This is a genomic window from Sphingosinicella microcystinivorans, from assembly GCF_003634215.1.
Lineage (GTDB): Bacteria > Pseudomonadota > Alphaproteobacteria > Sphingomonadales > Sphingomonadaceae > Sphingosinicella > Sphingosinicella microcystinivorans.
In genome coordinates this window covers 321190-346322 of sequence record NZ_RBWX01000008.1, presented here as the reverse complement: position 1 = coordinate 346322, position 25133 = coordinate 321190, and the positions used below count along the sequence as shown (strand labels likewise).

Sequence of the window (25133 nt, the reverse complement as noted above, 5' to 3'; positions counted from 1 at the left end):
TGAGAACCAATCGCTACATGACGCGCAAGAGTGAATCTTCCCTTGCGAGCACATGAAGCGCGAGCCCGGCCGCCTTTGCGCGGTCGATGGCGAGCGTTGTCGGCGCGGAGATGGTAGCGAGCGCGCGGCCACCTGCTACGACCGTTTTCTCCACAAGCTCGTAGCTGCACCGGGCGGAGAGCAGGAAGACGCCGTCGCCCGCCGCGATGCCTGCGACCGCAAGCCCGCCGATCAGCTTGTCGAGCGCGTTGTGGCGGCCGACATCCTCGCGCACGGCAAGAATGGTGCCGCCGAGGTCACAGAAGGCAGCGGCGTGAACGGCGGCGGTGCGGCGGCCCAGATGCTGATGATCGCGGAGCGCGCCAAGTGCGGTGAAGATCGCCTGCGGCTCGACGGCGAGCGGCGCGGCGATGCGGGGCAGAGGGCGGGCGATCTGCTCTAGATTCTCGATGCCGCAGAGGCCGCAGCTACTTTCGGAAACGCGGCGGCGCGCGCGTTCCATCACGGGTGCGGCCGCCTCGGCGGGAAGCTGCACGCGGACGATCCAGCCCTTGTCCGTCTCCGCGATATCGACGTCGTCGATGTCCTGCGCGCGGGCGACGAGGCCTTCGGTGATCGCGAAGCCGGTGACGAAATCGGCAAGGTCGGCAGGCGTCGCCATCATCACCGCATAGGCGATGCCGTTGAATTCGAGCGCGACGGGGGTTTCGACTGGAATGTCGCGGGCGATTTCCGCCGCGCCGCCGCTTGCGAAGATTTCCGTGAACCGCGTTTCGCGCGCGGAGGCGTCAGGCATCGACGTTCGCGCGGACTTCGGCGATTGCGGCATGTGCGATTTCGGAAAGGCCCGTACCGCCTGCGTCGAGGTGATTCAGAATCATCTGCTTCATGCGCGGATCCCAGAAGGCGATGATGTGCTCCGCCGTCTGGCGCGCGGCATGGTCCCGACCCGCGGTTTCGAGGTTCCGCGCGATCTGGTTCGCCATGTAAACGAGCTTCTCCGCGGGACTCATTCGGCGGCGACCCCTTCGATGCGGCGGGCGCGTTCGCTGAGGCGCGAATAATCCTCCTGCCAGTCGGTGGGGCCGTTCGAGGCTGCGACCTGCACCGCAGTCACCTTGTATTCGGGGCAGTTGGTGGCCCAGTCCGAATAATCGGTGGTGACGACGTTCGCCTGCGTCATCGGATGGTGGAAGGTGGTGTAGACGACGCCCGGCGCCACGCGGTCCGTCACCAGCGCGCGCAGCGTCGTTTCACCCGAACGGCTGGCGAGCTTGACCCAGTCGCCGTCCTTGAGACCGCGATTTTCGGCATCCGTGGGGTGGATTTCGAGGAGGTCTTCGGGGTGCCACGCGACGTTCGCCGTGCGCCGCGTCTGCGCGCCGACGTTGTAGTGCGAGAGGATGCGGCCCGTGGTGAGCAGCAGCGGAAAACGCGGCCCCGTACGCTCGTCGGTCGGTACGTAGTCGGTGACGACGAACTTGCCGCGCCCGCGCACGAAACCGCCGATGTGCATGACCGGCGTGCCATCCGGTGCCGCTTCGTTCACCGGCCATTGCAGCGAACCTTCTGCATCCAGGCGCTCGAAGCTGACGCCCGTGAAGCTGGGGGTGAGGCGCGCGATCTCGTCCATGATCTCCGAAGGGTGCGTGTAGTGCCAGTCGAGGTCCATTGCCTGCGCGACGCGTTGCGTCACCTCCCAGTCGGCAAGTCCGTTCAGCGGCGACATTACCTTGCGCACGGGCTGGATGCGGCGTTCGGCGTTGGTGAAGGTGCCGTCCTTTTCGAGGAAGGTGGAGCCGGGCAGAAAGATGTGCGCGTAGTTCGCGGTTTCGTTCAAAAACAGATCGTGGACGATCACGCATTCCATCGCGGCGAGACCGGCGGCGACGTGCTTCGTATCCGGGTCGGACTGGAGAATGTCCTCTCCCTGAATGTAGAGCGCCTTGAATGTGCCGTCGACGGCGGCGTCCAGCATGTTGGGGATGCGAAGGCCAGGCTCCGGATCGAGGGTCACGCCCCAGTCATCCTCGAACAGTTTGCGCGCGGCGCCATCCGAGATGTGGCGGTAGCCGGAAAGCTCGTGCGGGAAGCTGCCCATGTCGCAGGCGCCCTGCACGTTGTTCTGCCCGCGCAGCGGGTTCACGCCGACGCCGGGCCGGCCGATGTTGCCCGTCACCATCGCGAGGTTGGCGATCGCCATGACGGTGGAGGAGCCCTGCGAATGCTCGGTGACGCCGAGGCCATAGTAAATCGCGGCGTTGCCGCCGGTCGCATAAAGGCGCGCGGCGGCGCGGAGTTCGGTTGGATCGACGCCGGTGACTGCGGCGAGCGTTTCGGGCGAATGCTTCGCCTCCGACACGAATGTCGCCCAGTCCTGATACTCGTCCCAGTCGCAGCGTTCGCGAATGAAGGCTTCGTTGGCGAGACCTTCTGTGACGATGACATGCGCCATCGCCGTCAGCACCGCGACGTTGGTGCCGGGTTTGAGCGGCAGGTGATGCTGCGCCTCTATATGCGGTGAGCGGACGAGATCGGTGCGGCGCGGATCGATGACGATCAGCTTCGCGCCCTGCCGCAGGCGGCGTTTCATGCGGCTGGCGAAAACCGGATGCCCGTCCGTGGGGTTCGCGCCGATGACGAGCATCACGTCGCTCTGTTCGACGCTGTCGAAATCCTGCGTGCCCGCCGATGTGCCGAACGTGGTCTTGAGGCCATAGCCTGTCGGCGAGTGGCAGACGCGCGCGCACGTATCGACATTGTTGTTGCCGAAGCCCGCGCGGACCAGCTTTTGGACGAGGAACGTCTCCTCGTTCGTGCAGCGCGACGAGGTGATGCCGCCGAGCGCGCCACGCCCGTATTTCGCGGCGATGCGCTTCAGTTCGGAAGCGGCGTAGGCGAAGGCTTCGTCCCATTCCACCTCGCGCCACGGGTCGGCGATGCTCGCGCGGATCATCGGCTTCAGGATGCGGTCCGCGTGCTGCGCGTAGCCCCATGCGAAGCGGCCCTTGACGCAGCTGTGGCCGCGATTGGCCTTGCCGTCCTTCCACGGCACCATGCGCACGAGTTGCTCACCGCGCATCTCGGCGCGGAAGGTGCAGCCGACGCCGCAATAGGCGCAGGTGGTGACGACGCTGCGGTCGGGGAGGCCGATTTCCTTCACCGCCTTTTCCTGCAGCGTCGCTGTGGGGCAGGCCTGCACGCAGGCACCGCACGAGACGCATTCGGAGCCGAGGAAGTCGTCGCTTGCGAGGCCCGCCGATATCTTGGAGGCGAAGCCGCGCCCGTCCATGGTGAGCGCGAACGTGCCCTGCACCTCGTCGCACGCGCGCACGCAGCGCGAGCAGGCGATGCACTTCGACGGGTCGAAATCGAAATAGGGGTTGGACGTGTCCGTCTCGAGCCCGAGATGGTTCTCGCCCTCGTAGCCGTAGCGCACGTCGCGCAGGCCCACGGCGGCGGCCTGATCCTGCAGCTCGCAATCGTTGTTGGCGCTGCAGGTGAGGCAGTCGAGCGGGTGATCGGAGATGTAAAGCTCCATCACGCCGCGCCGCAGCTTTTGCAGCCGGGGCGTTTCGGTGTGGACGACCATGCCGCTCGCAACCGGTGTGGTGCAGGAGGCGGGCGTGCCGCGCGCGCCGTCGATCTCGACGAGGCAGAGACGGCAGGAACCGAACTGCTTCAGGTTGTCTGTTGCGCAGAGCTTGGGGATCGCGGTGCCGATCTCGGCGGCGGCGCGCATCACCGTGGTGCCCTGCGGCACGGTCACGTCGCGCCCGTCGATGGTGAGCGTGACGGTCTCTTCGGCGGAGACGGCGGGCGTGCCGAAATCGTTCTGGCGAACGTAGGTCATGATGCGGACTCTACCACAAAATCCTCCGGGAAGTGATTGAGCGCCGAAAGCACGGGGTAGGGTGTGAAGCCACCGAGCGCGCAGAGTGAGCCGAACTTCATGGTTTCGCAGAGGTCGCGAAGCAGCGCGACCTCGTCCGCCGCGCTCCGCGCCTTGCGGTTTGCGTTGTGGATCTGCGGCAGATTTTCGATGGCGCCGCGCGCGCGTCCGCCCGCCATCAGGCGGTCGATCGTCTCCACGCCGCGCACTGCGCCGATACGGCACGGCGTGCACTTGCCGCAGCTTTCCACCGCGCAGAACTGCATCGCGAAGCGCGCCTGCCGCGCCATGTCCACGCTGTCGTCGAACACGACGATGCCGCCGTGGCCGATAAGGCCGTCCGCCGCCGCGAAAGCTTCGTAGTCGAACGGCAGATCGAACTGGGACACGGGGATGTAGGCACCGAGCGGTCCGCCTACCTGTACCGCGCGCACCGGGCGACCGGAGGCGGTGCCGCCGCCAATGTCGTTCACGAGCGCGCCGAGCGTGATGCCGAACGCGGTTTCATAGAGGCCGCCGTGCTTGATGTTACCGGCAAGCTGCACCGGCATCGTGCCGCGCGATCGGCCCATGCCGTAGTCGGCGTAGGCCTTCGCGCCCTCCGCGAGTACGAACGGCACCGCCGCGAGCGTGAGCACGTTGTTGATGACCGTGGGGCAGCCGAACAGGCCTTCGTGCGCGGGCAGCGGCGGCTTGGCGCGAACCTCGCCGCGCTTGCCTTCAAGGCTGTTCAGCAGGGAGGTTTCCTCGCCGCACACATAGGCGCCCGCGCCGGTACGAACCTCGACCTCGAACGGCGCGATGATCGGCGCGGCGAGTGCGGCGGCGGCCTCCATCTTCGCGATGGCGTGCGGATATTCGCTGCGGATGTAAACGTAAGCTTTGCCTGCGCCCACGGCGAGTCCGGCGATCGCCATGCCTTCGATCAGCATGAAGGGGTCGCCCTCCATCACCATGCGGTCGGCGAAGGTGCCGCTGTCGCCTTCGTCGGCGTTGCAGACGATGAATTTGCGCGGCGCCTTGGCGTACGCGACCGTGCGCCATTTGATGCCCGCCGGGAAGCCGGCACCGCCGCGTCCGCGCAGGCCCGAGGCGAGCACTTCGGCGATCGTGTCGTCCGGCCCGAGCGTGCGTGCACGCTCAAGGCCCTTCCAGCCGCCTGTCGCGGCATAATCTTCAAGGCTGAGCGGACGCGTCTTGCCGAAGCGCGCGAAGGTGAGGCGCTGTTGACCCTTGATGAAGGCGTGCTCGGCGACGGCGCCGATGCGGAGATCATCGGCGCTGCCGGCAAGAATGTCGGGCACGCGGTCCGGCGTCACCGGGCCGTAGCCGATGCCGCCCACCTCGACGAGCGGTTCGAGCCAGTGCATCCCCCAGCTCGATACACGCTCGGGCACCTGGCCTGCCTTCACGAAGGCGTCAGCGACGGCGTCCGCACCGCAGGCAAGCGCCGCCGCATCGTCGGAAATGCGAATCTGCATCGTTCAGAGCGCCTCGATCAGGGTGTTGAGGCGCTGCGCGTCCAGCCGGGCGTGCACATTGCCGTTCGCCATCGCTGCCGGGCCGACCGAGCACAGGCCCAGGCAATAAACGGTTTCGATGTGTACCCGCTCACCCGCCGTCGCTTGCGCATCGGCGACCAGCGCTTCGACGCCGCGCGCCTGACAGGCCTCGGCGCGGCAGAGCTTGAGGACGGGGCGCGGATCGGCCTTCGCCTTATAGTCGTGATAGAAGCTGATGACACCGTGCACCTCGGCGCGGCTGAGGTTGAGCGCGGCGGCAATGCTGCGCACCGCGTCCTCGTCCACGCAGCCGAATGCCGCCTGTACGTCGTTCAAAATGGGCAGCAGCGCGCCCTCGCGGTGTGTGTGCGCCGCGATGATCTCGGCCAGGCGATCGTCCCTCATGCCGGGCGGTGTAGCGCCGCGCGGCCTTATGAACAATTTCAATTCCACCTTGGCGCACGCTCCGCAACTTCAGTCGCTGCAATTGACCTGCGTCAATGAAGCCTGTTGCAAAAGCCGCGAAACGAGAACCATGTGGAGGTATCACCCCGAGCTGCTGAACAGCGCCGTGCCGCGCTACACGAGCTATCCGACCGCGGCGGAGTTTCGCTCGGTGGATGCCGGCTTCCATGCGGACGGGTTCGGCGGAATCTCAGCGGAAACCGCGCTCTCGCTCTATCTCCATATCCCTTATTGCGACGCCATTTGCTGGTATTGCGGCTGCAACACGGGCGCGGCGGGGCACCGGCAGCGGCTTGGTGCCTATATGCAGGCGCTGGACCGCGAAATCAGCACGGTGGCGCGGATGCTGCAGGGGCGCGGCCATGTGCGCAGCATTGCGTTTGGCGGCGGCAGCCCGAATGCGGTGCCGCCGATCGCGTTCGTGCGCCTGCTTGAGCGGCTGACATGGGCCTTCCGCGCGCTCGACGCCGACATGGCGATCGAGCTCGATCCACGCAGCTACACGCCGGAATGGGAGCGGATCGTCGCGATGGCGCCGTTTCGCCGTGTCAGCCTGGGCGTGCAGACGTTCGCCCCGCACGTGCAGGCGGCGATCGGCCGGTTGCAGCCGCTCGACGAGATAAAGCGTACCGTGGAATCGCTGCGCCGCGCGGGTGTCCGCTCACTGAACTTCGATTTGATGTACGGGCTTCCTGAACAGACCGACGAGGACCTCGCTGCGACGCTTGAGGATGCGATCCGGCTCGCGCCCGATCGCATCGCGCTCTTCGGCTACGCGCATTTGCCTTCGCGTATTCCGCGCCAGCGGCGCATTGATGGTACGCATCTGCCCGGCGCCGAGGCGCGCTTCCGCATGGCTGAGCGTGGGTATGAAATGCTCATCGCCGCCGGCTACCAGCCGATCGGTTTCGACCATTTCGCGCTGCCGGACGACAGCATGGCCCGTGCGGCCTCAAGCGGTCGTCTGCGTCGGAACTTTCAGGGCTTCACCGATGACGAAAGCGAGGTTCTGCTTGGCTTCGGCGCCACCGCAATCAGCAGCTTTCCCGATCGCTTCGTGCAGAACGAGAAGAATGTCGGTCGCTACCGGGGGCTAGCGGGTGACGGGAAGCTGACCGGCGCGCTCGGCGTGTTCCGTTCCGAGGACGACAGGCGGCGCGGCGCGATCATCGAGGCGATCCTGTGCAGCGGCTGGGCGTCCTTCGAAGGGTATCCGCCGGATGCCGAGACGCGCCAACGCCTGCAGCCTTTCGTTGCGCGGGGGCTGTGCAGCGTGGGTGAGAACGCGATTTCGCTGAAGGACGGTGCGCTGCCCTATGCGCGCGCCATCGCATCATGCTTCGATATTTATCGCCATCCGGACGCGCAGCGGTTCAGTAGCGCAATATAACCACATCGGTTCTACAAATCGGCAATGTTTGCGACAGATCAAAGTGATGGGTCGCAAGGGGCGTATCGCGGTGGGGTCAAACACGTTGAAGGGGATTTGTCATGACCCGTATCAAGGCCGCCATGCTGATGGGCATTGCCGCAGCGGCCACAGTTTCGCCGAATTTGGCTCACGCCGCGGCGGGTGATTTTCTGGTGCGCCTGCGCGGCATCGTCGTTGCGCCGAACGAGAAGAGCGGCAGCGTTCTGCCTGCCTTCCCGGGCGAGAAGGTCAGCCTCGATAACGCCATCGCGCCCGAGGTAGATTTCACCTATATGGCGACAAACAATATCGGCTTCGAATTGATCGCCGCCACGACCAAGCACACGGCGAGCGGCAGGACGGGCACGACCGGCACCATTGGCAAACTCGCCTCCACGTGGGTTCTGCCGCCGACGCTGACGGCGCAGTATCACTTCATGCCCGAAGGCAAGGTGCGGCCGTATGTCGGCGCGGGCGTCAACTACACGATGTTCTACAACGACAAAGCTTCCAGCGCGCTTGAAGCGGCGGTGGGCGACACGAAGGTGCGGCTGAAGGACAGCTTCGGCTGGGCCGTGCAGGCGGGTCTCGACATCGATCTCAACAAGAAGATGTTCCTGAACCTCGACGTTAAATACATCGACATGGATACCACCGCGCGTCTGGACACGACAGCGGCGGGAACCCAGCGCGTTAAGATCAACATCGATCCGATCGTGGTGGGTGCGGGCGTCGGCTTCCGCTTCTGATCCGTCCGACACGTACGAAAACCCCTTCCCGGCATCACGCCGGGGAGGGGTTTTGTTTTGGGTTCAGCGGCGAGCGAGCAGTCTATCGACGAAGACCATGATCTGTCCGGCGACAACGAAGCCCGCGCCGATCGCAGCCGCGTTGACTGCGGCCTGCATCCAGCCGATCGCGCCGACATCGATGAACGGATAGGCAAAGCGTTCTCCCGACAGTCCGCGCGCGAGCGCATAGCCGAGGTAGGCGATCGGGTAGAGCGCCCACAGCAGCGGATCGCGCCAAGACAGCACGCCTTTGCGCGTGAACAGCAGCCAGTAAAGCGGGACAGCCACGGGCGTGAACCTGTGCAGCAGGAAGTCCGACACGGCGACGGAGCCGCCGAGCGGCCGCATCCCTTCAAGCAGCAAAGCGAACACGACGCCCACGAGCGCAATTGCAGCGGCGATGCCGGCAACCGTTCGCGGTCTTTGCGTGCGGCCTGCGGCAGCGGCGATCATGCCGAACAGGACGGCCACGATCGCATTCGTCAGGATCGTGAAATACCCTGCGAGCGCCCAGGTTGCACCGACAAGCGACTGGCCCTTGCCGAGCAGGTTCTGAAATTCAATGCCGATGCCCACACAGGCGGCGAGGCAGATAACGAGTGCAAGCAGGCGTGCGACCGGCATTCGACCTCGCTGTCATGATGGATATGAACGGCAGCGGCACGATAGTGCGGGGAACTGCCGAGCGCCACCGGCAATCAGCGTTGGCCGAACAGCCTTCGCTGGCAGGCGGCGTGGCAGGCCTTGCGGTCGCAGTGGGGCGTATCCTGAGGCGCGGAGGGATCGCCTTCGACGACGATGACCTTGCGCTGTCCGTCGCTGCTGCAGATTTCCATCATCCGCTGCGAGCCGAGCGCCGCATCGGGAATGGCCATCGTGAACGCTGCCAGCAGCATGGGAACAAGGCCGCGCATCACTCTGATTCCTTGTCGTCGTCGTCGTCGAGCAGCACGCGCATGGCGGCGCCGTCCAGATCCTCGAACTGGCCGGAACGCACCGACCAGAAGAACGCGGCGAGTCCGGCAAGCCCGAGCCCGAGAGCGACCGGAATGAGGACGACGAGGCCGTTCATTCCGCTGCGTTCCGAAGCCTGAGCGCATTGGCGATGACGATGACCGACGAACCCGACATGGCGAGCGCGGCGATCAGCGGCGTGACGTGGCCCGTCACAGCCAGTGGCACCGCGATGACATTGTAACCGATCGCGAGCGCGAAATTCTGCCGAACGACCGCCATCGTCCGCCGCGCGGCCCGGATCGCGGCGGCGACGGGTGCGAGGCTGTCTCCCATGAACACGGCATCGGCAGCGTTCTGGCCAACATCGCTTGCCGAGCCGGGCGCCATGGAGACGTGACCGGCGGCGAGCGCAGGGCCGTCGTTAAGGCCGTCGCCGACCATCAGGACCTTGTCGCCTTCCGCCGCCATGGCTCGGATGAGGCCGAGCTTGCCTGCGGGTGTCAGCGCCGCCACGGCACCGATCCCGATCGCCGCTGCCGTATCCGCAACAGCCTCGGTCCGGTCGCCCGAAAGGATCGAGGAATCGATGCCGAGCGTTGCGAGTTCATGGATCGTGGAGCGTGCATCGGGCCGCAATGCATCCTCGAAGCGCAGCAGCACGTTCGTGCCGGCCCCCATGGCGAAACGGCTCGCCATACCGGTGTCGCTGGACGCCGAAGGGCGAACCAGCCGGACGTCATGCCCGCGATAGCGGCCGGTGACGCCTTCGCCGGGTGTTTCGGTGACATCGGTGAGAACGGCCGGCACGAGGCCGGTTCCCTCGAAGTGTCTGCGGACGGCGTCGGCGAGCGGATGACGACTGGCCGAAGCGAGCGCCAGCAGAACGGGCGCGTCGGTTTCGCGCACGACCTCCGGGTTGACCAGAACCGGGCGGCCGAGCGTAAGCGTGCCGGTCTTGTCGAAGGCGGCGGTTGTGACTTCGGACAGGCGCTCGAGCGCGCTGCCGTCCTTCACCAGCACGCCGCGGCGCATCAGCGCGCCGGATGCCACGATCTGCGCGGCGGGCACGGCAAGGCCGAGCGCGCAGGGGCAGGTGATGATGAGCACGGCAACCGCGATGACGAGCGAATGGTGCCAGCCTGCGCCCGCGAGCATCCAGCCCGCGAACGACAGCGCGGCGAGCGTGTGGACGGCGGGGGCGTACCAGCGGGCGGCCCGGTCTGCGACGCGAACGTAGCGCGACCGGGTCTGGCCCGCGCTTTCCATCAGCCGTGCGATATCTGCGATGGCGGTGTCGGCGCCCACGGCGCTCGCGCGGACCACGACGGGTGCGCCGAGATTGAGCGTGCCCGCGAGTACAGCGTCGCCTGCTCCGCGCGCCTGCGGAGCGCTTTCGCCCGTCAGCAGCGAAAGATCGAATGCGCTGGTGCCATCTTCGATGATGCCGTCCGCGGCGAGGCGTTCGCCGGCGGCGACGTGCATCCGCATTCCAGGCGCGAGCGACCGCGCTTCGCACCAGCGATGGCGGCCATCCTCGCCGATCACGTAAGCACCGCGCGCCGTCTGCCGGAGAAGCTGCGTAACACCGCCCCGCGCGCGGTCGCGCATGACGCTGTCGAGCCAGCGGCCGGTGAGCAGGAAGAACAGCAGCATCACCGCGCCGTCGAAATAGGCGTGGGGGCCGCTGATCGCGGTTTCGAACAGGCTGAGCCCCGTGGCGAGCAGAACGCCGATCGAGATCGGCACATCCATATTGGTGCGCCCGCGCCGGAGCGCGCCGAACGCGGAGCGGAAGAAGGGGCGTCCCGAATAGGCGATCGTGGGAATCGCGATCAGCGCCGACAGCCAGTGGAACATGTCGCGGGTCGGCCCCTCGGCGCCCGACCATACCGAAACCGACAGCAGCATGATGTTCATCGCCGCGAACCCGGCGACGGCCATCGCCCGCAGCAACATGCGGCTTTCGCCATCACCGATTTCAACGAGATCGTTGGGCAGCGGCTCGGCATCGAAACCGATCTTGCCGATCACGGCCTTCAGGGCCGGTTCGTCGAACGCCGGATCATGCGTGAGCGTGACGCGCTTGGCACCGAAATTGACGCGTGCGGCAGCGATGCCCTCGACGCCCGACAGGCCTTTTTCCAGCTTCGAGATGCAACCCGCGCAGCGCATGCCCGGTACCGCAAAGACCGAGGTCTTCGTCTGCATCGCCGTTCCGGCGGCGGCAACGGGCGTTTCGTGCTTCATGAAAGGTCGGCGATCCGGCGCAGGACAGCCCCATCACGCGCGGCTTCGATGTGGATGTTCCAGCGCCCGGCGGGCAGAGGCTGCACGGCGCGAAACGTGCCGGGTGCAATTTCCGCGAAGCTCAGTGCGATATCGGGGGCGCGGCCCACGGGGTGTTTCGCGGTTGCGGTGACGACGGCGCCGGAAAGGGGGGTCTCGCCTGCGGCGGCCACGATCACCGGATGACGATCACCGCCCAGCGTCAGCCCAAGCGACCAGCCAAGCGCATCCTGATCGCGCGCTTCCTTGAGCCAGCCGTTGAACTTTTGGCTGGCGACATAGGAGTTATCGACAACAGTGCCGCCGAAGGTGCGCGTCGCGAACATCGCCATCGTGATGTTGACTGCAATCACGGTGCCGAAGAACGCGACCATCACGATCAGCATGTGTCGGCCGGTGAAGCGGCGGGTCATGGACGAGCCTCCCGATCGAAGAAGACGTTGTCACGGTCCGCGCCGCCTGTTTTGTCGAGACCGCGCACGAGGAAGAAGATTTCCTGGCGCGGTTCGCCTTCTGCGGGCGCGGCGACGAAGATGCGGGTCTTGGCGACGGCATCGGCCGGAGTCTGAATCCTCACCGTGCGGCCGCCGGTGTTGCGCGCGCCTTCGGCGGTCCACATGATCGCGTCCGGCAGGCCCTCGATGCCGATCTCCACTTCGCGCGGACGGTTTTCCATGTTGCGGACCTTCACCGTGTAGCTGTTGCGGATGTGCCCGTCGGAAAGGCGCACGAACAGCGGGTTGCGATCCTGCAGCGCGCTGATATCGATGCGCGTGCGCTGGCCGAGCACGAACAGCATTGCAAGGCCGATGCTGCCCCACAGCATGAAATAGGCGATGGTGCGCGGGCGAAGCAGCGTACGGATCACGGGCTTCGGCGGCTGGCCGGCTTTCTCCAGATCGGCGCTTTCCTCGGTGACATAATCGATGAGGCCGCGCGGACGTCCGATCTGGGTCATCACCTTGTCGCACGCATCGATGCAGAGCGCGCAGGTGATGCAGCCGATCTGCGGCCCTTCGCGAATGTCGATGCCGGTGGGGCACACGGAAACGCACTGATCGCAATCGATGCAGTCGCCCACCTTGTCGAAATCGGCGATCTCGGCGTGCGCCTTCTTTATGCCGTGCGTACGCGGCTCGCCGCGCCAGTCCTTGTAGGTGACGGTGAGCGATTTCTCGTCCATCAGCGCGGTCTGGATGCGCGGCCACGGGCACATGTAGATGCACACCTGCTCGCGCATGAAGCCGCCGAAGATGAAGGTGGTGGCGGTAAGCACGCCGACGGTTGCATAGGCGACGAACGGCGCTTCGCCGGTGAAGAGTTCACGCAGCAGCGTCGGGGCGTCAGCGAAATAGAAGATCCACGCGCCGCCGGTCGCCATCGCGATCGCCAGCCAGATCGCGTATTTCGCGGTACGCTTGCCGAGCTTGGTTGCGCCCATCGGCGCCTTCTTCAGGCGGATCTGCGCGTTGCGATCACCGTCGATGAAGCGCTCGACGTGGAGGAAAAGATCGGTCCACACGGTCTGCGGGCAGGCATAGCCGCACCATGCGCGGCCGACCGTGGAGGTGACGAGGAACAGGCCGATGCCGGCCATGATGAGCAGGCCCGCGACGTAGTAGAATTCGTGCGGCCAGATCTCGATCGAGAACATGTAGAAGCGGCGGTGCGCGAGATCGACGAGGACCGCCTGATCGGGTGCAAACGGGCCCCGGTCCCAGCGGATCCACGGCGTCACGTAGTAGATCGTGAGCGTGATCGCCATGATCGCCCATTTGAGGCGCCGGAAGGTGCCGTCCACCGCTTTCGGGTAGACGCCCTTCCGGGCCTCGTAGAGCGAGGGCTTGAGGCTCTTCAGGTCTTCAGGGTGCGACATTTTCCGCTCCGCCCGCGACCGGCGCAGGTTCCGCTGCTGCGACCACGGTCGCTTCGCCGCCGCCGAGCGAGTGCACGTAGGTGGCAAGCATCTTCACGGTTGCCGGGTCGAGACGGTTGCCCCAGCGCGGCATGACGCCCTGGCGGCTGTTGGTGACGGTCGCGATCAGCGTGTCGCGGTCGCCGCCGTAGAGCCAGATCGCGTCGGTGAGATTCGGCGCGCCCTGCGCCCGATCGCCCTTGCCCTCGGTGCCGTGGCAGCTCACGCAGTTCTCGGCAAAAATCTGTGCGCCGCTTGCGGTCGCCTTCGATGCCTTGCCTTGCCCGGAGATGAGCTGGACGTAGCTGACGACATTGCTGATCTGCGCGGGCGTGAGGATGCCATCACGGCCGAATGCGGGCATCATCGACAGGCGCGTCGCGTCGTGGTCCGGATTCCGGATGCCATGCTCGATCGTGTAGTGGATGGCGTTGATGTCGCCGCCCCAAAGCCAATCGTCGTCGTTGAGGTTCGGATAGCCCTTGCCGCCCGCCGCGCCGGAGCCGTGGCACTGCACGCAGTAGACCTTGAAGGTCGATTGCCCGCCGGCGACGGCCGCTTGCAACAGCTTGGGGTCGTTCGGGATGTTTTCGACCGGCATACGGCCGATGGCTTCGCGGATCGGCAGCAGCTTCGCGTCCGCGGCGGCGAGCTCTTTGTTAAGCTCGCCGTGGCTCGACCAGCCGAGCACGCCCGCCGTGGCGCGTTCCACCATCGGCCAGGCCGGGAACAGGATCGTGTAGATCAGCGCCCACACGATCGTGATGTAGAAGGTCCACAGCCACCAACGGGGAAGCGGTGTATCGAGCTCCTCGATGCCGTCCCATTCATGGCCGACGGTTTCGGTGCCGGTCGGCTCGTCGATGCGCTTTTTTTCAGCCATTGTGGTCGTCCTGATCGAAAATCATGTTGGCGGCGCGCTTGTGATCGTCCCGCGCCTTGGGGCGGAAGGTCCAGCCGACGAGGGCCAGGAACGTCACGCCCATGAAGACGAGGCCCCAGCTGTCGGCCAGATGACGCAGCGTGTCGTAGCTCATCGCGGCTGCTCCTGCGGCGCGGCGGCCTGGAAGTCGACGAGCGTGCCGAGCATCTGGAGATAGGCAACGAGCGCATCCATCTCGGTGATCTGCTTGGGATTGCCGTCGAAATCGCGGACCTGCGCCTTGGGGTAGCGCTTGTTGAAGGCTTCGAGATCGCCGAACTCGTCCGTCTGGAGCTTGAGGTCGTCGTTCGCGACCTTGATCGCCTCTTCGCTGTAGGGAACGCCGACACGGCTGAGCGCGGTGAGGTGCTTCGTCATGTCGCCGGCCTTCAGCGGACGCTCCTTCAGGAACGCGTAGGGCGGCATGATCGATTCCGGCACCACCGAGCGCGGGTCAGTGAGGTGCTGGACGTGCCACTCGTCCGAATAGCGGCCGCCGACGCGCGCGAGATCGGGCCCCGTGCGCTTGGAGCCCCACTGGAACGGGTGGTCGTACATGCTTTCCGCCGCCAGGCTGTAGTGGCCGTAGCGCTCCACCTCGTCGCGGAACGGGCGCACCATCTGGCTGTGGCAGTTGTAGCAGCCCTCGCGCATGTAGATGTTGCGGCCCGCAAGCTCGAGCGGCGTGTAGGGACGCACGCCCTCCACCTTCTCGATCGTGGAGTCGATCCAGAAGAGCGGTGCGATCTCCACGATGCCGCCGATGGCTACGACGACGAGCGCGGCTGCGCCGAGCAGGGTGACGTTCTTTTCGAGACGTTTGTGATCGAAGAAACGGGATGCCATTGCGCGCGTCCTTACTCTGCGGGCTGCGGCGCGAGCGGACGGTCCGCCGCGGCGTCATACGGGGTTTCGGTCATCGGCTTCTCCTCGCGGAGCTTGCCGGCGATGGTCAGCCAGACGTTCCAGACCATCACAAGGGCACCGGCGAGGTAGAGGACGCCGCCGGCGGCGCGGATCAGGTACATCGGCAGCATCGCCGCGGTGACCTCGGAGAAGGCGTACACGAGGTAGCCGTCGTCTCCGTATTCGCGCCACATCAGGCCCTGCATGATGCCGGCGACCCACATGGACGAGGCGTAGAGCACGATGCCCACCGTCGCGAGCCAGAAGTGCCAGTTCACCATGCGCAGCGAGTAGAGCCGCTGACGGTTCCACAGGCGCGGCGTCAGGTAGTAGATCGCCGCGAAGGTGATCATGCCGTTCCAGCCCAAGGCGCCCGAGTGAACGTGTCCGATGGTCCAGTCGGTGTAGTGGGACAGGCTGTTCACGGCCTTGATGGAGAGCATCGGCCCTTCGAAGGTGCTCATGCCGTAGAAGGCGAGCGCCATCACCATCATGCGGATGATCGGGTCGGTGCGGATCTTGTCCCAGGCGCCGTTCAGCGTCATCAGGCCGTTGATCATGCCGCCCCAGCTCGGCATCCACAGCATGATCGAGAAGACCATGCCCAGCGTCTGCGCCCAGTCGGGCAGCGCCGTGTAGTGCAGGTGGTGCGGACCCGCCCAGATGTAGAGGAAGATCAGCGACCAGAAGTGGATGATCGACAACCGGTAGCTGTAGACCGGACGTTCGGCCTGCTTCGGCACGAAGTAGTACATCATCGCGAGGAAGCCCGCGGTGAGGAAGAAGCCCACGGCGTTGTGGCCGTACCACCATTGGGTCAGCGCATCCTGCACGCCGGCGAAGGCGCTGTAGCTCTTGGAACCGAGCAGGCTGACCGGCATCGACAGGTTGTTGACGATGTGCAGCATCGCGATCGTCAGGATGAACGACAGATAGAACCAGTTCGCCACGTAGATATGCGGTTCGCGGCGCTTCAGGATCGTTCCGACGAAGACCGCGAGATAGGCGACCCAGACGATGGTCAGCCACAGGTCGACGTACCATTCGGGCTCGGCATATTCACGCGCCTCGGTGATGCCCAGCACGTAGCCGGTGGCGGCGAGCACGATGAAGAGCTGATAGCCCCAGAAGACGAAGCGGGCGAGGCCCGGAAGCGCAAGGCGGGCGCGGCAGGTGCGCTGTACGACGTAGAAGCTCGTCGCAATGAGCGCGTTGCCGCCGAATGCGAAGATCACCGCCGATGTGTGCAGCGGCCGCAGCCGGCCGAACGTGGTGTATTCAAAGCCCAGGTTGAGAACCGGAAAGGCCAGCTGGAGCGCGATATAGAGGCCGGCGAGGAAGCCGACCACGCCCCAGAACACCGTCGCGATCACGCCCCAGCGGACGGGATCGTCGTCATATCGGCCGGTATCGACCGGCGCCTTCAGAATGCCGCGCGCAACGGACGCATAGTCCGCGCCCGAAAGCGTCGCCGCGAGCGCAAGCAGTGCTGCCGCCGCGACGATCGCCATGTGGATCGCAAATCCCTGATCGGCTGAAAGCGCGATTGCGATAATCGCGATGAGCGCTGCGCCCAGCCAGCCGAAGGCCTTGATTGTAAGTGATTCCATAACCGGTCCCCGCCGTTTTGTCGGCATGAATGCCACAGTTCTGAGGCTGAGATGGCCTTGTTGGAGCGGCAAGACCTTGACCTGCGTCAAATAACCGGAGACGCCCCCAAAATGACGAACGCCGCAAAGCGCCTGGGCAAGAATCGATCGGCTTTCGCCGTGCTCGGCTTCCTCGCGGGCGGGCCGCGCTCGGGCTATGACATCAAGAAGGCGATCGGGCGCAGCACCAGCTATTTCTGGAACGAGAGCTTCGGCCAGATCTACCCGATCCTGCAGAAGCTGGAGGCCGAGGGGCTCGTGGTCTGTGTGGCTGCGGAGGGGCGCGGGCGCCGGCAGAGCCGCAAGTATGCGATCACCGACACCGGCCAGGAAGCCTTGAGGGATTGGCTCGCCGCGCCTGTTTCAAGCGCGGGCATACGCAACGAATATCTGCTGAAGCTGTTCTTCGGCCGTCATGTGGCGCCCGAGGTGAGTATCGCCCACCTTTCCGACTACCGGCGTCAGCTCGCGCATGAATTGGCGACGTTCGAAGCATTTCGCGCGGGCTATGACGATGCGATCCGCGCCGGGCGGACGAGCAAGACACTGATCTACCTGCTCGCACCGCTCGATTTCGGCATTCGCGGCGCCCGCACGCAGATCGAATGGTGCGACGAGACTATTCGCGCGCTTGAGACTCTGCTGGAAAGCTGAGCGCGCTCAGCGCACCATGCGGCGCAGCGTCTCGATACGGTCGGCCTCGGCTGCGGGCTTGTCTGTCCGGATGCGGTTGATGCGCGGGAAGCGCATCGCGAGGCCGGATTTGTGCCGCTTCGAGGCATGGATGGAATCGAACGCAACCTCCAGAACCAGCGTCTTTTCCACCTCGCGCACGGGCCCAAACCGGGCCACCGTGTTGTTTCGCACGAAGCGGTCGAGCATCATCAGTTCCTCGTCGGTAAAGCCGGAATAGGCCTTGCCGACCGGAAGCAGCTCTCCGTTCTCTGTCCAGCACCCGAACGTATAGTCGGAATAATAGCTCGATCGCTTTCCGTGCCCGCGCTGGGCGTACATCATCACGCAGTCCGCGACGAGCGGATCACGCTTCCATTTGTACCAGAGCCCCACACGACGGCCGGAGATATAGGGGCTGTCGCGCCGCTTCAGCATCAGGCCCTCGATCGCGGCATCGCGCGCGCCGAGGCGCAGTTCCTCAAGCGCAGAAAAATCGGGGACGTCCACCAGCGGGGAGAGGTCGAAACGGTCGCGATCCAGCCGCGACATGAAGGTTTCCAGCCGTATTCGCCGTTCCGTCCATGGCTGCGGGCGCAGGTCTTCGGGGCCGTCGAAGAGGATGTCGTAGAGCCGGACGAAGGCGGGGAAGTCGCTGAGCATCGCGGATGAGACGGTCTTGCGTCCCAGTCTTTGCTGCAGCGCGTTGAAGCTCGCTGCCTCACCGCCCTGGACGTCTCCGCGCACGAGCAGTTCGCCGTCGACCACGCCCGGCGTCTGATAGCTCTCCGCCACATCGGGGAAGCTGCGCGTGATATCGTCGCCCGCCCGGCTGTAGAGCCGCGTTTCACCGCCGACGTGCACGAGCTGTACGCGGATGCCGTCCCACTTCCATTCGGCGGCATAGTCCGTGAGGTCGACGTCCCGGTCTTCGAGCGGGTGGGCAAGCATGAACGGGCGGAACACCGGCGCGTCTTCGGGCGAAGGGCGCGGGCCGGTGCCTTCCGCCCAGGCGAACAGCGCCGTGTAGGGCGGGGCAACGGCGTGCCACACCTCTTCCACATCGTCGGCATCGAGTGCGAAGGCTTCGGCAAACGCGGTTTTGGCAAGCCGAGCCGAGACGCCCACACGCATCCCGCCGGTCGCGAGCTTTAGGAGAGCGAAGCGTGCGTTCGCATCGAGACGATCGAGCAGCCGCGTCATCACTACGGGCGCCTGTGCGCGTGTCAGAAGCTGCAGTTCGTTCACCACCTCCGAAAGCCGCGGCGGTGCAGCGTCCGGCATGTCAGCGCCCGGCCAGATGAGCGCCGCGGTTTCGGCAAGATCACCGACGTAATCGTAGCTGAGCCCGAAGAGCACCGGATCGACGCGCTGGGAAACCAGCGCACGAATGATGCTTGGCTGCACGGCGGGAAGCGAAAGATCGCCCGTGAGCGCGGCGAGCGCCCAGCCGCGATCCGGGTCCGGTGCCGCCTTGAGGTAGGCGCCGATCAGATCGAGCTTGGCGTTGCGCGACCGCGTGTAGATCAGGCTGTCGAGGAGCTGCGAGAACGCCTGCATCAGTCGTCTTCATCCTCGCGGCCGACGAGCGTGAGTTCGCGCGCCGCGATTTGGTGTTGGTGGCACCAGTGGACCAGCGCATCTTCGCGGCCGTGGGTCACCCAAACCTCCCCGGGCGCGATTTCGCGGATCGTCGCGGTCAGTTCGTCCCAGTCGGCATGGTCGGAAATCACGAGCGGCATTTCGACCCCGCGCTGCCGTGCGCGCTGGCGCACGCGCATCCAGCCGCTCGCCATGGCCGTGATGGGATCGGGCAGCCGACGCGACCAGCGGTCGTTCAGCGCAGAGGGTGGCGCAAGAACGATCTCGCCGGCAAGCGCTGCGGGCTTCAGGTCGGAAATGGGAAGAAGCTCGCCGAGCGCGACCCCGAGCTCACGGTAGAGATCGCACAGGCGCTGGAGAGCGCCGTGGATGAAAAGCGGGCGCTCGTAGCCGTGGCGCCGCAGCTCGGCGATCACGCGCTGAGCCTTGCCCAGCGCATAGGCGCCGATCAGGATCGCCCGGTCCGGTTGCGCTTGCCGCGCCGCGAGCAGCCTGCCGATTTCGTCGCCGATCGGCGGATGCCGGAAGACGGGCAAGGCGAAGGTCGCCTCGGTAACGAACACATCGCAAGGCACCGGCTCGAACGGCGCGCACGTGGGGTCGGGGCGACGCTTGTAGTCGCCGGAGACCACCACGCGTTCCCCGCGGCATTCCAGCACCGCCTGCGCGGATCCGAGCACGTGTCCGGCAGGCACGAGCCGCAGGTCGACGTCGCCGATGCGAACGGCTTCACCATAGGCAAGCGCCTGGCCCGTTTGCGGGCCATAGCGGCATTCCATGATGGCGAGCGTTTCGCGTGTCGCGAGCACGGCGCGGTGGCCGCCGCGCGCATGATCCGAATGGCCGTGGGTTATGATCGCCCGATCGACCGGGGCGGCAGGATCGATCCAGGCATCCGCCGACGGCAGATAAATGCCCGTTGGGTGGGCTTCGATCCATGAAGAGCGGAATGCCATTCCCGCTATATGGGTGAAGGCGGCGGAAAGTTCCTTCGCGCCTCAGAGTTCGTGGATGCCGCCGGGTTCCTCGCCGTGCAGGCTCATCAGCGAATCCATGAGGTCGCCTTCTGCCGCCGAACAGACACCGATGGTCAGCGCTTCCTCGCAGCCTTCGCCGACGACGTACGCATGGCCCATGCTGGAATCGAGGTAGATGGACTCGCCCGCCTCGATCACGATCGGGTCGTAATATTCGGTGTGGACGACCATGCGGCCTTCGATGACGTAGACGAATTCTTCGCCCGGATGCCGCACCAGCTCGCCGAACTCCTTCACGGATTTGGCGCGGATGCGCGTTACCAGCGGGATCATCCGCTTCCGCCGGAGCTCGGTGCACAGGTAGAAATAGTCGTAGTTGTTCGTCTTCACGCGGATCGCGCGGTCCTGGCTGCCGATGCTGCGCCGACCGGTGACGGCGGCCGCCTCCTGCGGGTCCTCTTCGGCAAACAGCTCCGACATGCGGATGTTGAGGCGCTGGCTCAGCTGCAAAAGCTTGTCGTAGGTCAGCGTCAGGCGGTCGTGCTCGACCTTGGAGAGTGTGGAGACGGGGATGCCGCTCCGCTCGCTCATCTCTTTCAGCGTCCAGTCGTTGCGAGTGCGAAGCCCGCGCAGCAGTGTACCAAGGGTTGGTTTATCCGATTTCACGCCTGTCCCCCGGGGCTCTGCGGTTGTTCCTTTTGCATCATGCTGTTTGACAATTCTCTAAATAGGATCATTATTGTCTGCATGGGACAAAACAATGTGTTCACGCGCACGGTATCTCGTCCGCGTTGAACACGCAATCCAACATGCCGCTCTGCGGCAAGATGAGTTTTGGAGGGGGAATATGCGAGGTTCACTGAAATCTCTATTTGCGGGCGCGGTCGCCCTGATCGCCCAACCGGCGCTTGCGCAGCCCGCGCCTGCACCCGTACCTGTCAATCCTGCCCCGGTAACGACCGCTGCGTCCGCCGTTCCGATCCCAGTGCCGGCAGCACCGGCACTGACCAAGGCCGATGTCGACGCTTGGCTCGACGGCTACTTGCCCTATGCCCTGGCGCGCGGCGCCGTGGCGGGGGCCGTTGTCGTGGTCGTGAAGGACGGCCAGGTGCTCACGCAGCGCGGCTATGGCTATTCGGACGTCGAGAAGCGCACGCCGGTCGATCCTGAGAAAACGATGTTCCGGCCTGGCTCAGTGTCGAAGCTGTTCACGTGGACGGCGGTGATGCAGCTTGTTCAGGAGGGCAAGCTGGACCTCGACGCCGACGTCAACACCTATATCGATTTCAAGATTCCGCCGCGCGACGGCAAGCCGGTGACGCTGCGCAACATCATGACGCACACTGCGGGTTTCGAGGAGTCGATCCGCGGGCTAATCTCTTCGAAGGAAAGCGGCGCGCCCTTGGGCGAAACCCTGAAGCGCTGGGTGCCGCACCGCATTTTCGCGCCGGGCACCACGCCCGCCTACTCCAACTACGCGACGGCGCTCGCCGGCTACATCGTGGAGCGGACGTCCGGCATGTCGTTCGATGACTACATCGACCGGAACATCTTCGCCCGTCTCGGCATGGAGCATTCCAGCTTCCGTCAGCCGCTTCCCGAAAAGCTGAAGCCGCTGATGTCGAAAGGCTATGCGACCGCCGCGGGCGATCCGAAGCCTTACGAAGTTATCGATGCCGCGCCCGCCGGAAGCCTTGCTTCGACCGGCGCGGACATGGGCAAGTTCATGATTGCGCATCTTGCGAACGGCGGGCCGCTGCTCTCGCCCGAAACCACGAACATGATGCACACGACGACGCTCTCCATCCTGCCGCCGCTCAACCGCATGGCCCTCGGTTTCTATGAACAGCGGATCAACGGCCAAACGGCGATCGGTCATGGCGGCGATACGCAGTGGTTCCATTCCGATCTGATGCTGTTCCCCAAGGAGAACGTCGGCATCTACATTTCGATGAACAGCTCGGGCAAGGAAGGCGTGACGGGCGCAATCCGCAGTACGCTGGTCGAAAGTTTCGCCGATCGGTATTTCCCGATGGAGCGCATCATCAAGGCTGGCGTCGACGAAAAGACCACGGCCGAGCACGCCAGGATGCTGGCAGGGACCTACATCAGCTCGCGGCGGCCGGAATCGAGCTTCATGAAAGCGCTCGACCTCGCGGGTGGCATGAAGATCGCGGTCGACGACAAGGGGAATCTCGTCCTGCCGTTCAAGAACACCGGCGGCGAAGATTCCAAGTGGGTGGAAACTGCACCCTTCGTCTGGGAAGAGGTCGGTGGCCACGGTCGCCTCGCCGCCAAACTCAAGGACGGCAAGGTCGACTGGGTCAGCATCGATGCCATCTCGCCGATCATGATGCTTCAGCGTCCGGTGTGGTACGCCTCGCCCGGCTGGCTGACGCCCGGCGTCATCGCCGGCCTTGTGATCCTCGGCCTTACCGCGCTGTCTTGGCCGATCGGTGCCATTGCTCGCCGCCGCTACGGCGCGCAGCTTCCCTTCGCGGGCAAAGAGCTGAAGGCGTTCCGTCTCGTTCGCGGCTTCGCGGCGGTGGTGACGCTGGTGCTCATCGGCTGGGTCGCGACGCTCGCCTCGATGATGTCGGACTTCCACCTGCTCGGCGGCGCTATGGACTGGGCCGTCTATCTGCTGCAGATCGTCGGCACGATCGCCTTCATCGGCATGGTGGCCGTCGCGGCATGGAACCTGCTCCTCGTCTGGACGGGTCGTCGCGGCTGGTTCTCCAAGTTGTGGAGCATCCTCGTTCTTGTCGCGGCGGTCGTGATCCTGTGGGCCGCGTTCGCCTTCCATCTCATCAGCTTTGGAGTTCAGTTCTAATGTCGGTTGCCGGAAAGCTCTCTCTTGAAGTTGCTGTAGAATCCTTGCCCCTGGCGAAGCCGTTCAGGATTTCGGGGCACGTCTTCACCCACTCCGATCTGGTCGTCGTCACGCTTTCCGATGGCGTCCATTCGGGGCGGGGAGAGGCTTCCGGCGTCTACTATCTGGGTGACAATGTGCCTGAGATGCTGCAGGCCATCGAAGCCGTCCGTCCGGAGATCGAGCGCGGCATCGACCGCGCCGGTCTCCAGGCGCTCATGCCCGCAGGCGGCGCGCGCAATGCGCTCGATTGCGCGTTCTGGGAACTCGAAGCCAAGCAGACCGGGCGCAGCGTGTGGGACATCGCGGGCTTCGAAACCTCGCGTCCGCTGCTCACCACCATGACGCTGGGCGCGGATACGCCCGAAGTGATGGCGGAGGGTGCCAAGGTCGGATACGCGCAGGCACGCGCCCTGAAACTGAAGCTCACCGGCGATCTGGAAGACGATATCGCCCGTGTCCGCGCCGTGCGTGCGGCGCGGCCCGATTGCTGGATCGGCGTGGATGCCAATCAGGGCTACGGCATTGCCGATCTTCCGGCGCTCGTCGAGGTGCTCGTCGAAGCCGATGTGAAGCTGCTCGAACAGCCGCTCCGCCGCGGCGCCGAAGCCGATCTCGACGGCTTCTCGTGCCCGATCCCGATCGCCGCGGATGAAAGCGTGCTGACGCTCGCCGACGTTCCCGGGCTCGTTGGGCGCTTCAACGTCGTCAACATCAAGCTCGACAAGTGCGGCGGGCTTACCGAGGGGCTGGCGATGGCGCGCAAGGCCCGCGAACTCGGGCTCGGCGTCATGGTCGGCAACATGGTGAGCACCAGCCTCGCCATGGCGCCCGCCTACGTCGTCGGCCAGCTTTGCGATGTCGTCGATCTGGACGGGCCGATCTTCCTTGCGAAGGATCGCGAACCCAGCATCGTTTACGAGGATGGATATGTGCGCTGCCCGGACAATGTCTGGGGCCGGGACGCCTGAACGAAGCCGATTTGAGGGGGAAGATCATGAAGTCTGTTCTTTGCGGGCTGCTGCTTGCAGCCGCGACGGCGCCGGCGTTGGCCGCGGCCGATAGCCCAGCCACCTACATTCAGGCCGGGCGTCTGCTTGCCGATCCCGGCAACGGGCGGGTCGAGACGGCGAAAACCATTGTCGTCAAGGATGGCCGCATCGCCGAAATCCGCGACGGCTATGTGGGCGAGGGCAAGGTCGTAGACCTGCGCGACGCCTTCGTGATGCCGGGCTTCATCGACAGCCACGTCCACATCACGGGCGAATCCAACCCCAATGAACGCAGCGAGGCGCTTAGCAAATCGGCGACGGATTCGGCGTTCGACGGCGTCGTCTTCGCCGGGCGCACGCTGCGCGCGGGCTTCACAACCGTGATCGATCTCGGTGGCGAGCCGCAAGCGATATACGGCCTCCGCGACGCCATCGCGGCGGGCAAGGTCGAAGGGCCGCGCATCATCGCGGCGGGCGGCGTCGCGGCGCACGGCGGCCACGGCGACATCCACGGTTATCGCCAGGAAATCCTCGATCTCTACCGCTCGCCGACGTTGTGCTCGGGTGCGGATGATTGCGCGCGCGCTGTGCGTCAGGCCGTGCAGAGCGGCGCCGATATCATCAAGACGGCCTCCACGGGCGGCGTGATGTCCAACACCGCTGCAGGCCTCGGCCAGCAGATGAGCGATGCGGAACTCACCTCGATCGTGGAAACCGCGCACAGGCTCGGGCGCAAGGTGGCGTCGCACGCGCACGGCACGGATGGTGTCAACGCCGCGCTGCGTGCCGGTGTGGATTCGGTCGAGCACGGCACCTACCTCGATGCCGAATCGATCAAGCTCTTCAAGGCGAAAGGCAGCTATCTCGTACCGACGCTGCTTGCCGGCGATACGGTGAAGAAACGCGCCGAAACAGCGGATTGGATGCCGGCCCCGGTGCGTGCGAAGGCGCGTCAGGTCGGACCGCTGATGATCGATGCGCTGCGCCGTGCGCACAAGGCGGGCGTGAAGATCGCGTTCGGCACCGATTCCGGTGTTTCCGCCCACGGCGACAACGCGCAGGAGTTCGCGCTGATGGTGGAAGCGGGCCTCACCCCGCTCGAAGCGATCCGCTCGGCGACGGTTTCGGCTGCGGATCATGCGGGTCTCACCAGCGAGATCGGCACGCTCGCCCCCGGCAAAGCGGCGGATATCGTCGCCGTGAAAGGCGACCCGCTCACCAACATCCGGGCGCTGGAAACCACGGCGTTCGTGATGAAGGGCGGGGCCGTCGCCAAGCCCGTTCAGTGAAGGCCGTCTGATCCCTGATTGACAATTTTCCGA

The 25133-nt window shown here is 65.3% G+C and carries 24 protein-coding genes; 6 read left to right on the top strand and 18 right to left on the bottom strand.

What is annotated here, in order from left to right:
• Positions 1-13: 13 nt before the first annotated feature.
• Genes fdhD through DFR51_RS10610 form a run of 5 tightly spaced genes read right to left on the bottom strand, consistent with a single transcriptional unit; the run spans position 14 to position 5799 of the window.
• Positions 14-796, bottom strand: coding sequence for a formate dehydrogenase accessory sulfurtransferase FdhD (fdhD, locus tag DFR51_RS10630; protein WP_121050910.1), 783 nt, complete (start codon positions 794-796; stop codon positions 14-16).
• Positions 789-1013, bottom strand: coding sequence for a formate dehydrogenase subunit delta (locus DFR51_RS10625; RefSeq protein ID WP_121050907.1), 225 nt, complete (start codon positions 1011-1013; stop codon positions 789-791). The genes fdhD and DFR51_RS10625 overlap by 8 nt, the downstream gene beginning before the upstream one ends.
• On the bottom strand, positions 1010-3853 hold the full coding sequence (fdhF, locus tag DFR51_RS10620) for a formate dehydrogenase subunit alpha (RefSeq protein WP_121050903.1): 2844 nt from the start codon (positions 3851-3853) through the stop codon (positions 1010-1012). Before fdhF ends, DFR51_RS10625 begins: the two co-directional genes overlap by 4 nt.
• Positions 3850-5373 carry an NADH-ubiquinone oxidoreductase-F iron-sulfur binding region domain-containing protein gene (locus DFR51_RS10615; RefSeq protein ID WP_121050900.1) on the bottom strand — a complete coding sequence of 508 codons (1524 nt, stop codon included), beginning with the start codon at positions 5371-5373 and terminating at the stop codon, positions 3850-3852. Before DFR51_RS10615 ends, fdhF begins: the two co-directional genes overlap by 4 nt.
• A 3-nt stretch (positions 5374-5376) precedes the next feature.
• Entirely contained in the window at positions 5377-5799 is a 423-nt protein-coding gene (locus DFR51_RS10610) for an NAD(P)H-dependent oxidoreductase subunit E (protein WP_121050897.1), read from the bottom strand.
• Positions 5800-5929: 130 nt separating this feature from the next.
• Between DFR51_RS10610 and DFR51_RS10605 the strand changes: the two genes are divergently transcribed.
• Complete coding sequence (locus DFR51_RS10605) at positions 5930-7249, top strand: radical SAM protein (RefSeq protein ID WP_121051544.1); 1320 nt, start codon at positions 5930-5932, stop codon at positions 7247-7249.
• 101 nt (positions 7250-7350) lie between these two features.
• Complete coding sequence (locus DFR51_RS10600; RefSeq protein ID WP_121050894.1) at positions 7351-8019, top strand: OmpW/AlkL family protein; 669 nt, start codon at positions 7351-7353, stop codon at positions 8017-8019.
• Between the two features lie 63 nt (positions 8020-8082).
• Here the strand turns inward: DFR51_RS10600 and DFR51_RS10595 are convergent, their stop codons facing one another.
• The 10 genes from DFR51_RS10595 to ccoN form a co-directional block, all read right to left on the bottom strand.
• Positions 8083-8685, bottom strand: coding sequence for a Pr6Pr family membrane protein (locus tag DFR51_RS10595; protein ID WP_121050891.1), 603 nt, complete (start codon positions 8683-8685; stop codon positions 8083-8085).
• 74 nt (positions 8686-8759) lie between these two features.
• Positions 8760-8975, bottom strand: a complete 216-nt coding sequence (locus tag DFR51_RS10590; protein WP_121050888.1) for a hypothetical protein — start codon at positions 8973-8975, stop codon at positions 8760-8762.
• Complete coding sequence (gene ccoS, locus DFR51_RS10585; RefSeq protein WP_121050885.1) at positions 8975-9133, bottom strand: cbb3-type cytochrome oxidase assembly protein CcoS; 159 nt, start codon at positions 9131-9133, stop codon at positions 8975-8977. The genes DFR51_RS10590 and ccoS overlap by 1 nt, the downstream gene beginning before the upstream one ends.
• The gene (locus DFR51_RS10580; protein ID WP_121050882.1) at positions 9130-11265 is read right to left on the bottom strand and encodes a heavy metal translocating P-type ATPase; all 2136 of its coding nucleotides are present in this window, start codon (positions 11263-11265) and stop codon (positions 9130-9132) included. The genes ccoS and DFR51_RS10580 overlap by 4 nt, the downstream gene beginning before the upstream one ends.
• Positions 11262-11717: a FixH family protein gene (locus DFR51_RS10575; protein ID WP_121050879.1), complete on the bottom strand. Its 456-nt coding sequence runs from the start codon at positions 11715-11717 to the stop codon at positions 11262-11264. Before DFR51_RS10575 ends, DFR51_RS10580 begins: the two co-directional genes overlap by 4 nt.
• Positions 11714-13180 (bottom strand): cytochrome c oxidase accessory protein CcoG, encoded by a 1467-nt coding sequence (gene ccoG, locus DFR51_RS10570; protein ID WP_121050876.1) that lies wholly within the window; start codon positions 13178-13180, stop codon positions 11714-11716. Before ccoG ends, DFR51_RS10575 begins: the two co-directional genes overlap by 4 nt.
• Positions 13167-14102, bottom strand: a complete 936-nt coding sequence (gene ccoP, locus DFR51_RS10565; RefSeq protein WP_121050873.1) for a cytochrome-c oxidase, cbb3-type subunit III — start codon at positions 14100-14102, stop codon at positions 13167-13169. Before ccoP ends, ccoG begins: the two co-directional genes overlap by 14 nt.
• The gene (locus DFR51_RS10560) at positions 14095-14256 is read right to left on the bottom strand and encodes a cbb3-type cytochrome c oxidase subunit 3 (RefSeq protein ID WP_121050870.1); all 162 of its coding nucleotides are present in this window, start codon (positions 14254-14256) and stop codon (positions 14095-14097) included. The genes ccoP and DFR51_RS10560 overlap by 8 nt, the downstream gene beginning before the upstream one ends.
• Complete coding sequence (gene ccoO, locus DFR51_RS10555; RefSeq protein WP_121050867.1) at positions 14253-14987, bottom strand: cytochrome-c oxidase, cbb3-type subunit II; 735 nt, start codon at positions 14985-14987, stop codon at positions 14253-14255. Before ccoO ends, DFR51_RS10560 begins: the two co-directional genes overlap by 4 nt.
• 11 nt (positions 14988-14998) lie before the next feature.
• Complete coding sequence (ccoN, locus tag DFR51_RS10550) at positions 14999-16657, bottom strand: cytochrome-c oxidase, cbb3-type subunit I (protein ID WP_121050864.1); 1659 nt, start codon at positions 16655-16657, stop codon at positions 14999-15001.
• A 111-nt stretch (positions 16658-16768) separates the two neighbouring features.
• On the opposite strand from ccoN, the gene DFR51_RS10545 reads away from it, so the two are divergent.
• Positions 16769-17350, top strand: a complete 582-nt coding sequence (locus DFR51_RS10545) for a PadR family transcriptional regulator (RefSeq protein ID WP_160119046.1) — start codon at positions 16769-16771, stop codon at positions 17348-17350.
• A gap of 6 nt (positions 17351-17356) precedes the next feature.
• On the opposite strand, the gene DFR51_RS10540 is transcribed toward DFR51_RS10545, so the two are convergent.
• From DFR51_RS10540 to DFR51_RS10530, 3 genes are read right to left on the bottom strand one after another with little or no spacing between them, the layout of a single operon-like run.
• Positions 17357-18928 carry a cisplatin damage response ATP-dependent DNA ligase gene (locus DFR51_RS10540; protein WP_121050858.1) on the bottom strand — a complete coding sequence of 524 codons (1572 nt, stop codon included), beginning with the start codon at positions 18926-18928 and terminating at the stop codon, positions 17357-17359.
• Positions 18928-19926 (bottom strand): ligase-associated DNA damage response exonuclease, encoded by a 999-nt coding sequence (locus DFR51_RS10535; protein ID WP_121050855.1) that lies wholly within the window; start codon positions 19924-19926, stop codon positions 18928-18930. The genes DFR51_RS10540 and DFR51_RS10535 overlap by 1 nt, the downstream gene beginning before the upstream one ends.
• A 42-nt stretch (positions 19927-19968) precedes the next feature.
• Complete coding sequence (locus DFR51_RS10530) at positions 19969-20613, bottom strand: helix-turn-helix domain-containing protein (RefSeq protein WP_121050852.1); 645 nt, start codon at positions 20611-20613, stop codon at positions 19969-19971.
• Between the two features lie 181 nt (positions 20614-20794).
• On the opposite strand from DFR51_RS10530, the gene DFR51_RS10525 reads away from it, so the two are divergent.
• From DFR51_RS10525 to DFR51_RS10515, 3 genes are read left to right on the top strand one after another with little or no spacing between them, the layout of a single operon-like run.
• Positions 20795-22780 carry a serine hydrolase domain-containing protein gene (locus tag DFR51_RS10525; RefSeq protein WP_121050849.1) on the top strand — a complete coding sequence of 662 codons (1986 nt, stop codon included), beginning with the start codon at positions 20795-20797 and terminating at the stop codon, positions 22778-22780.
• Complete coding sequence (locus tag DFR51_RS10520; protein ID WP_121050846.1) at positions 22780-23790, top strand: dipeptide epimerase; 1011 nt, start codon at positions 22780-22782, stop codon at positions 23788-23790. Before DFR51_RS10525 ends, DFR51_RS10520 begins: the two co-directional genes overlap by 1 nt.
• A 26-nt stretch (positions 23791-23816) precedes the next feature.
• Entirely contained in the window at positions 23817-25100 is a 1284-nt protein-coding gene (locus DFR51_RS10515; protein ID WP_121050844.1) for a metal-dependent hydrolase family protein, read from the top strand.
• The last annotated feature ends 33 nt before the right edge of the window (positions 25101-25133 follow it).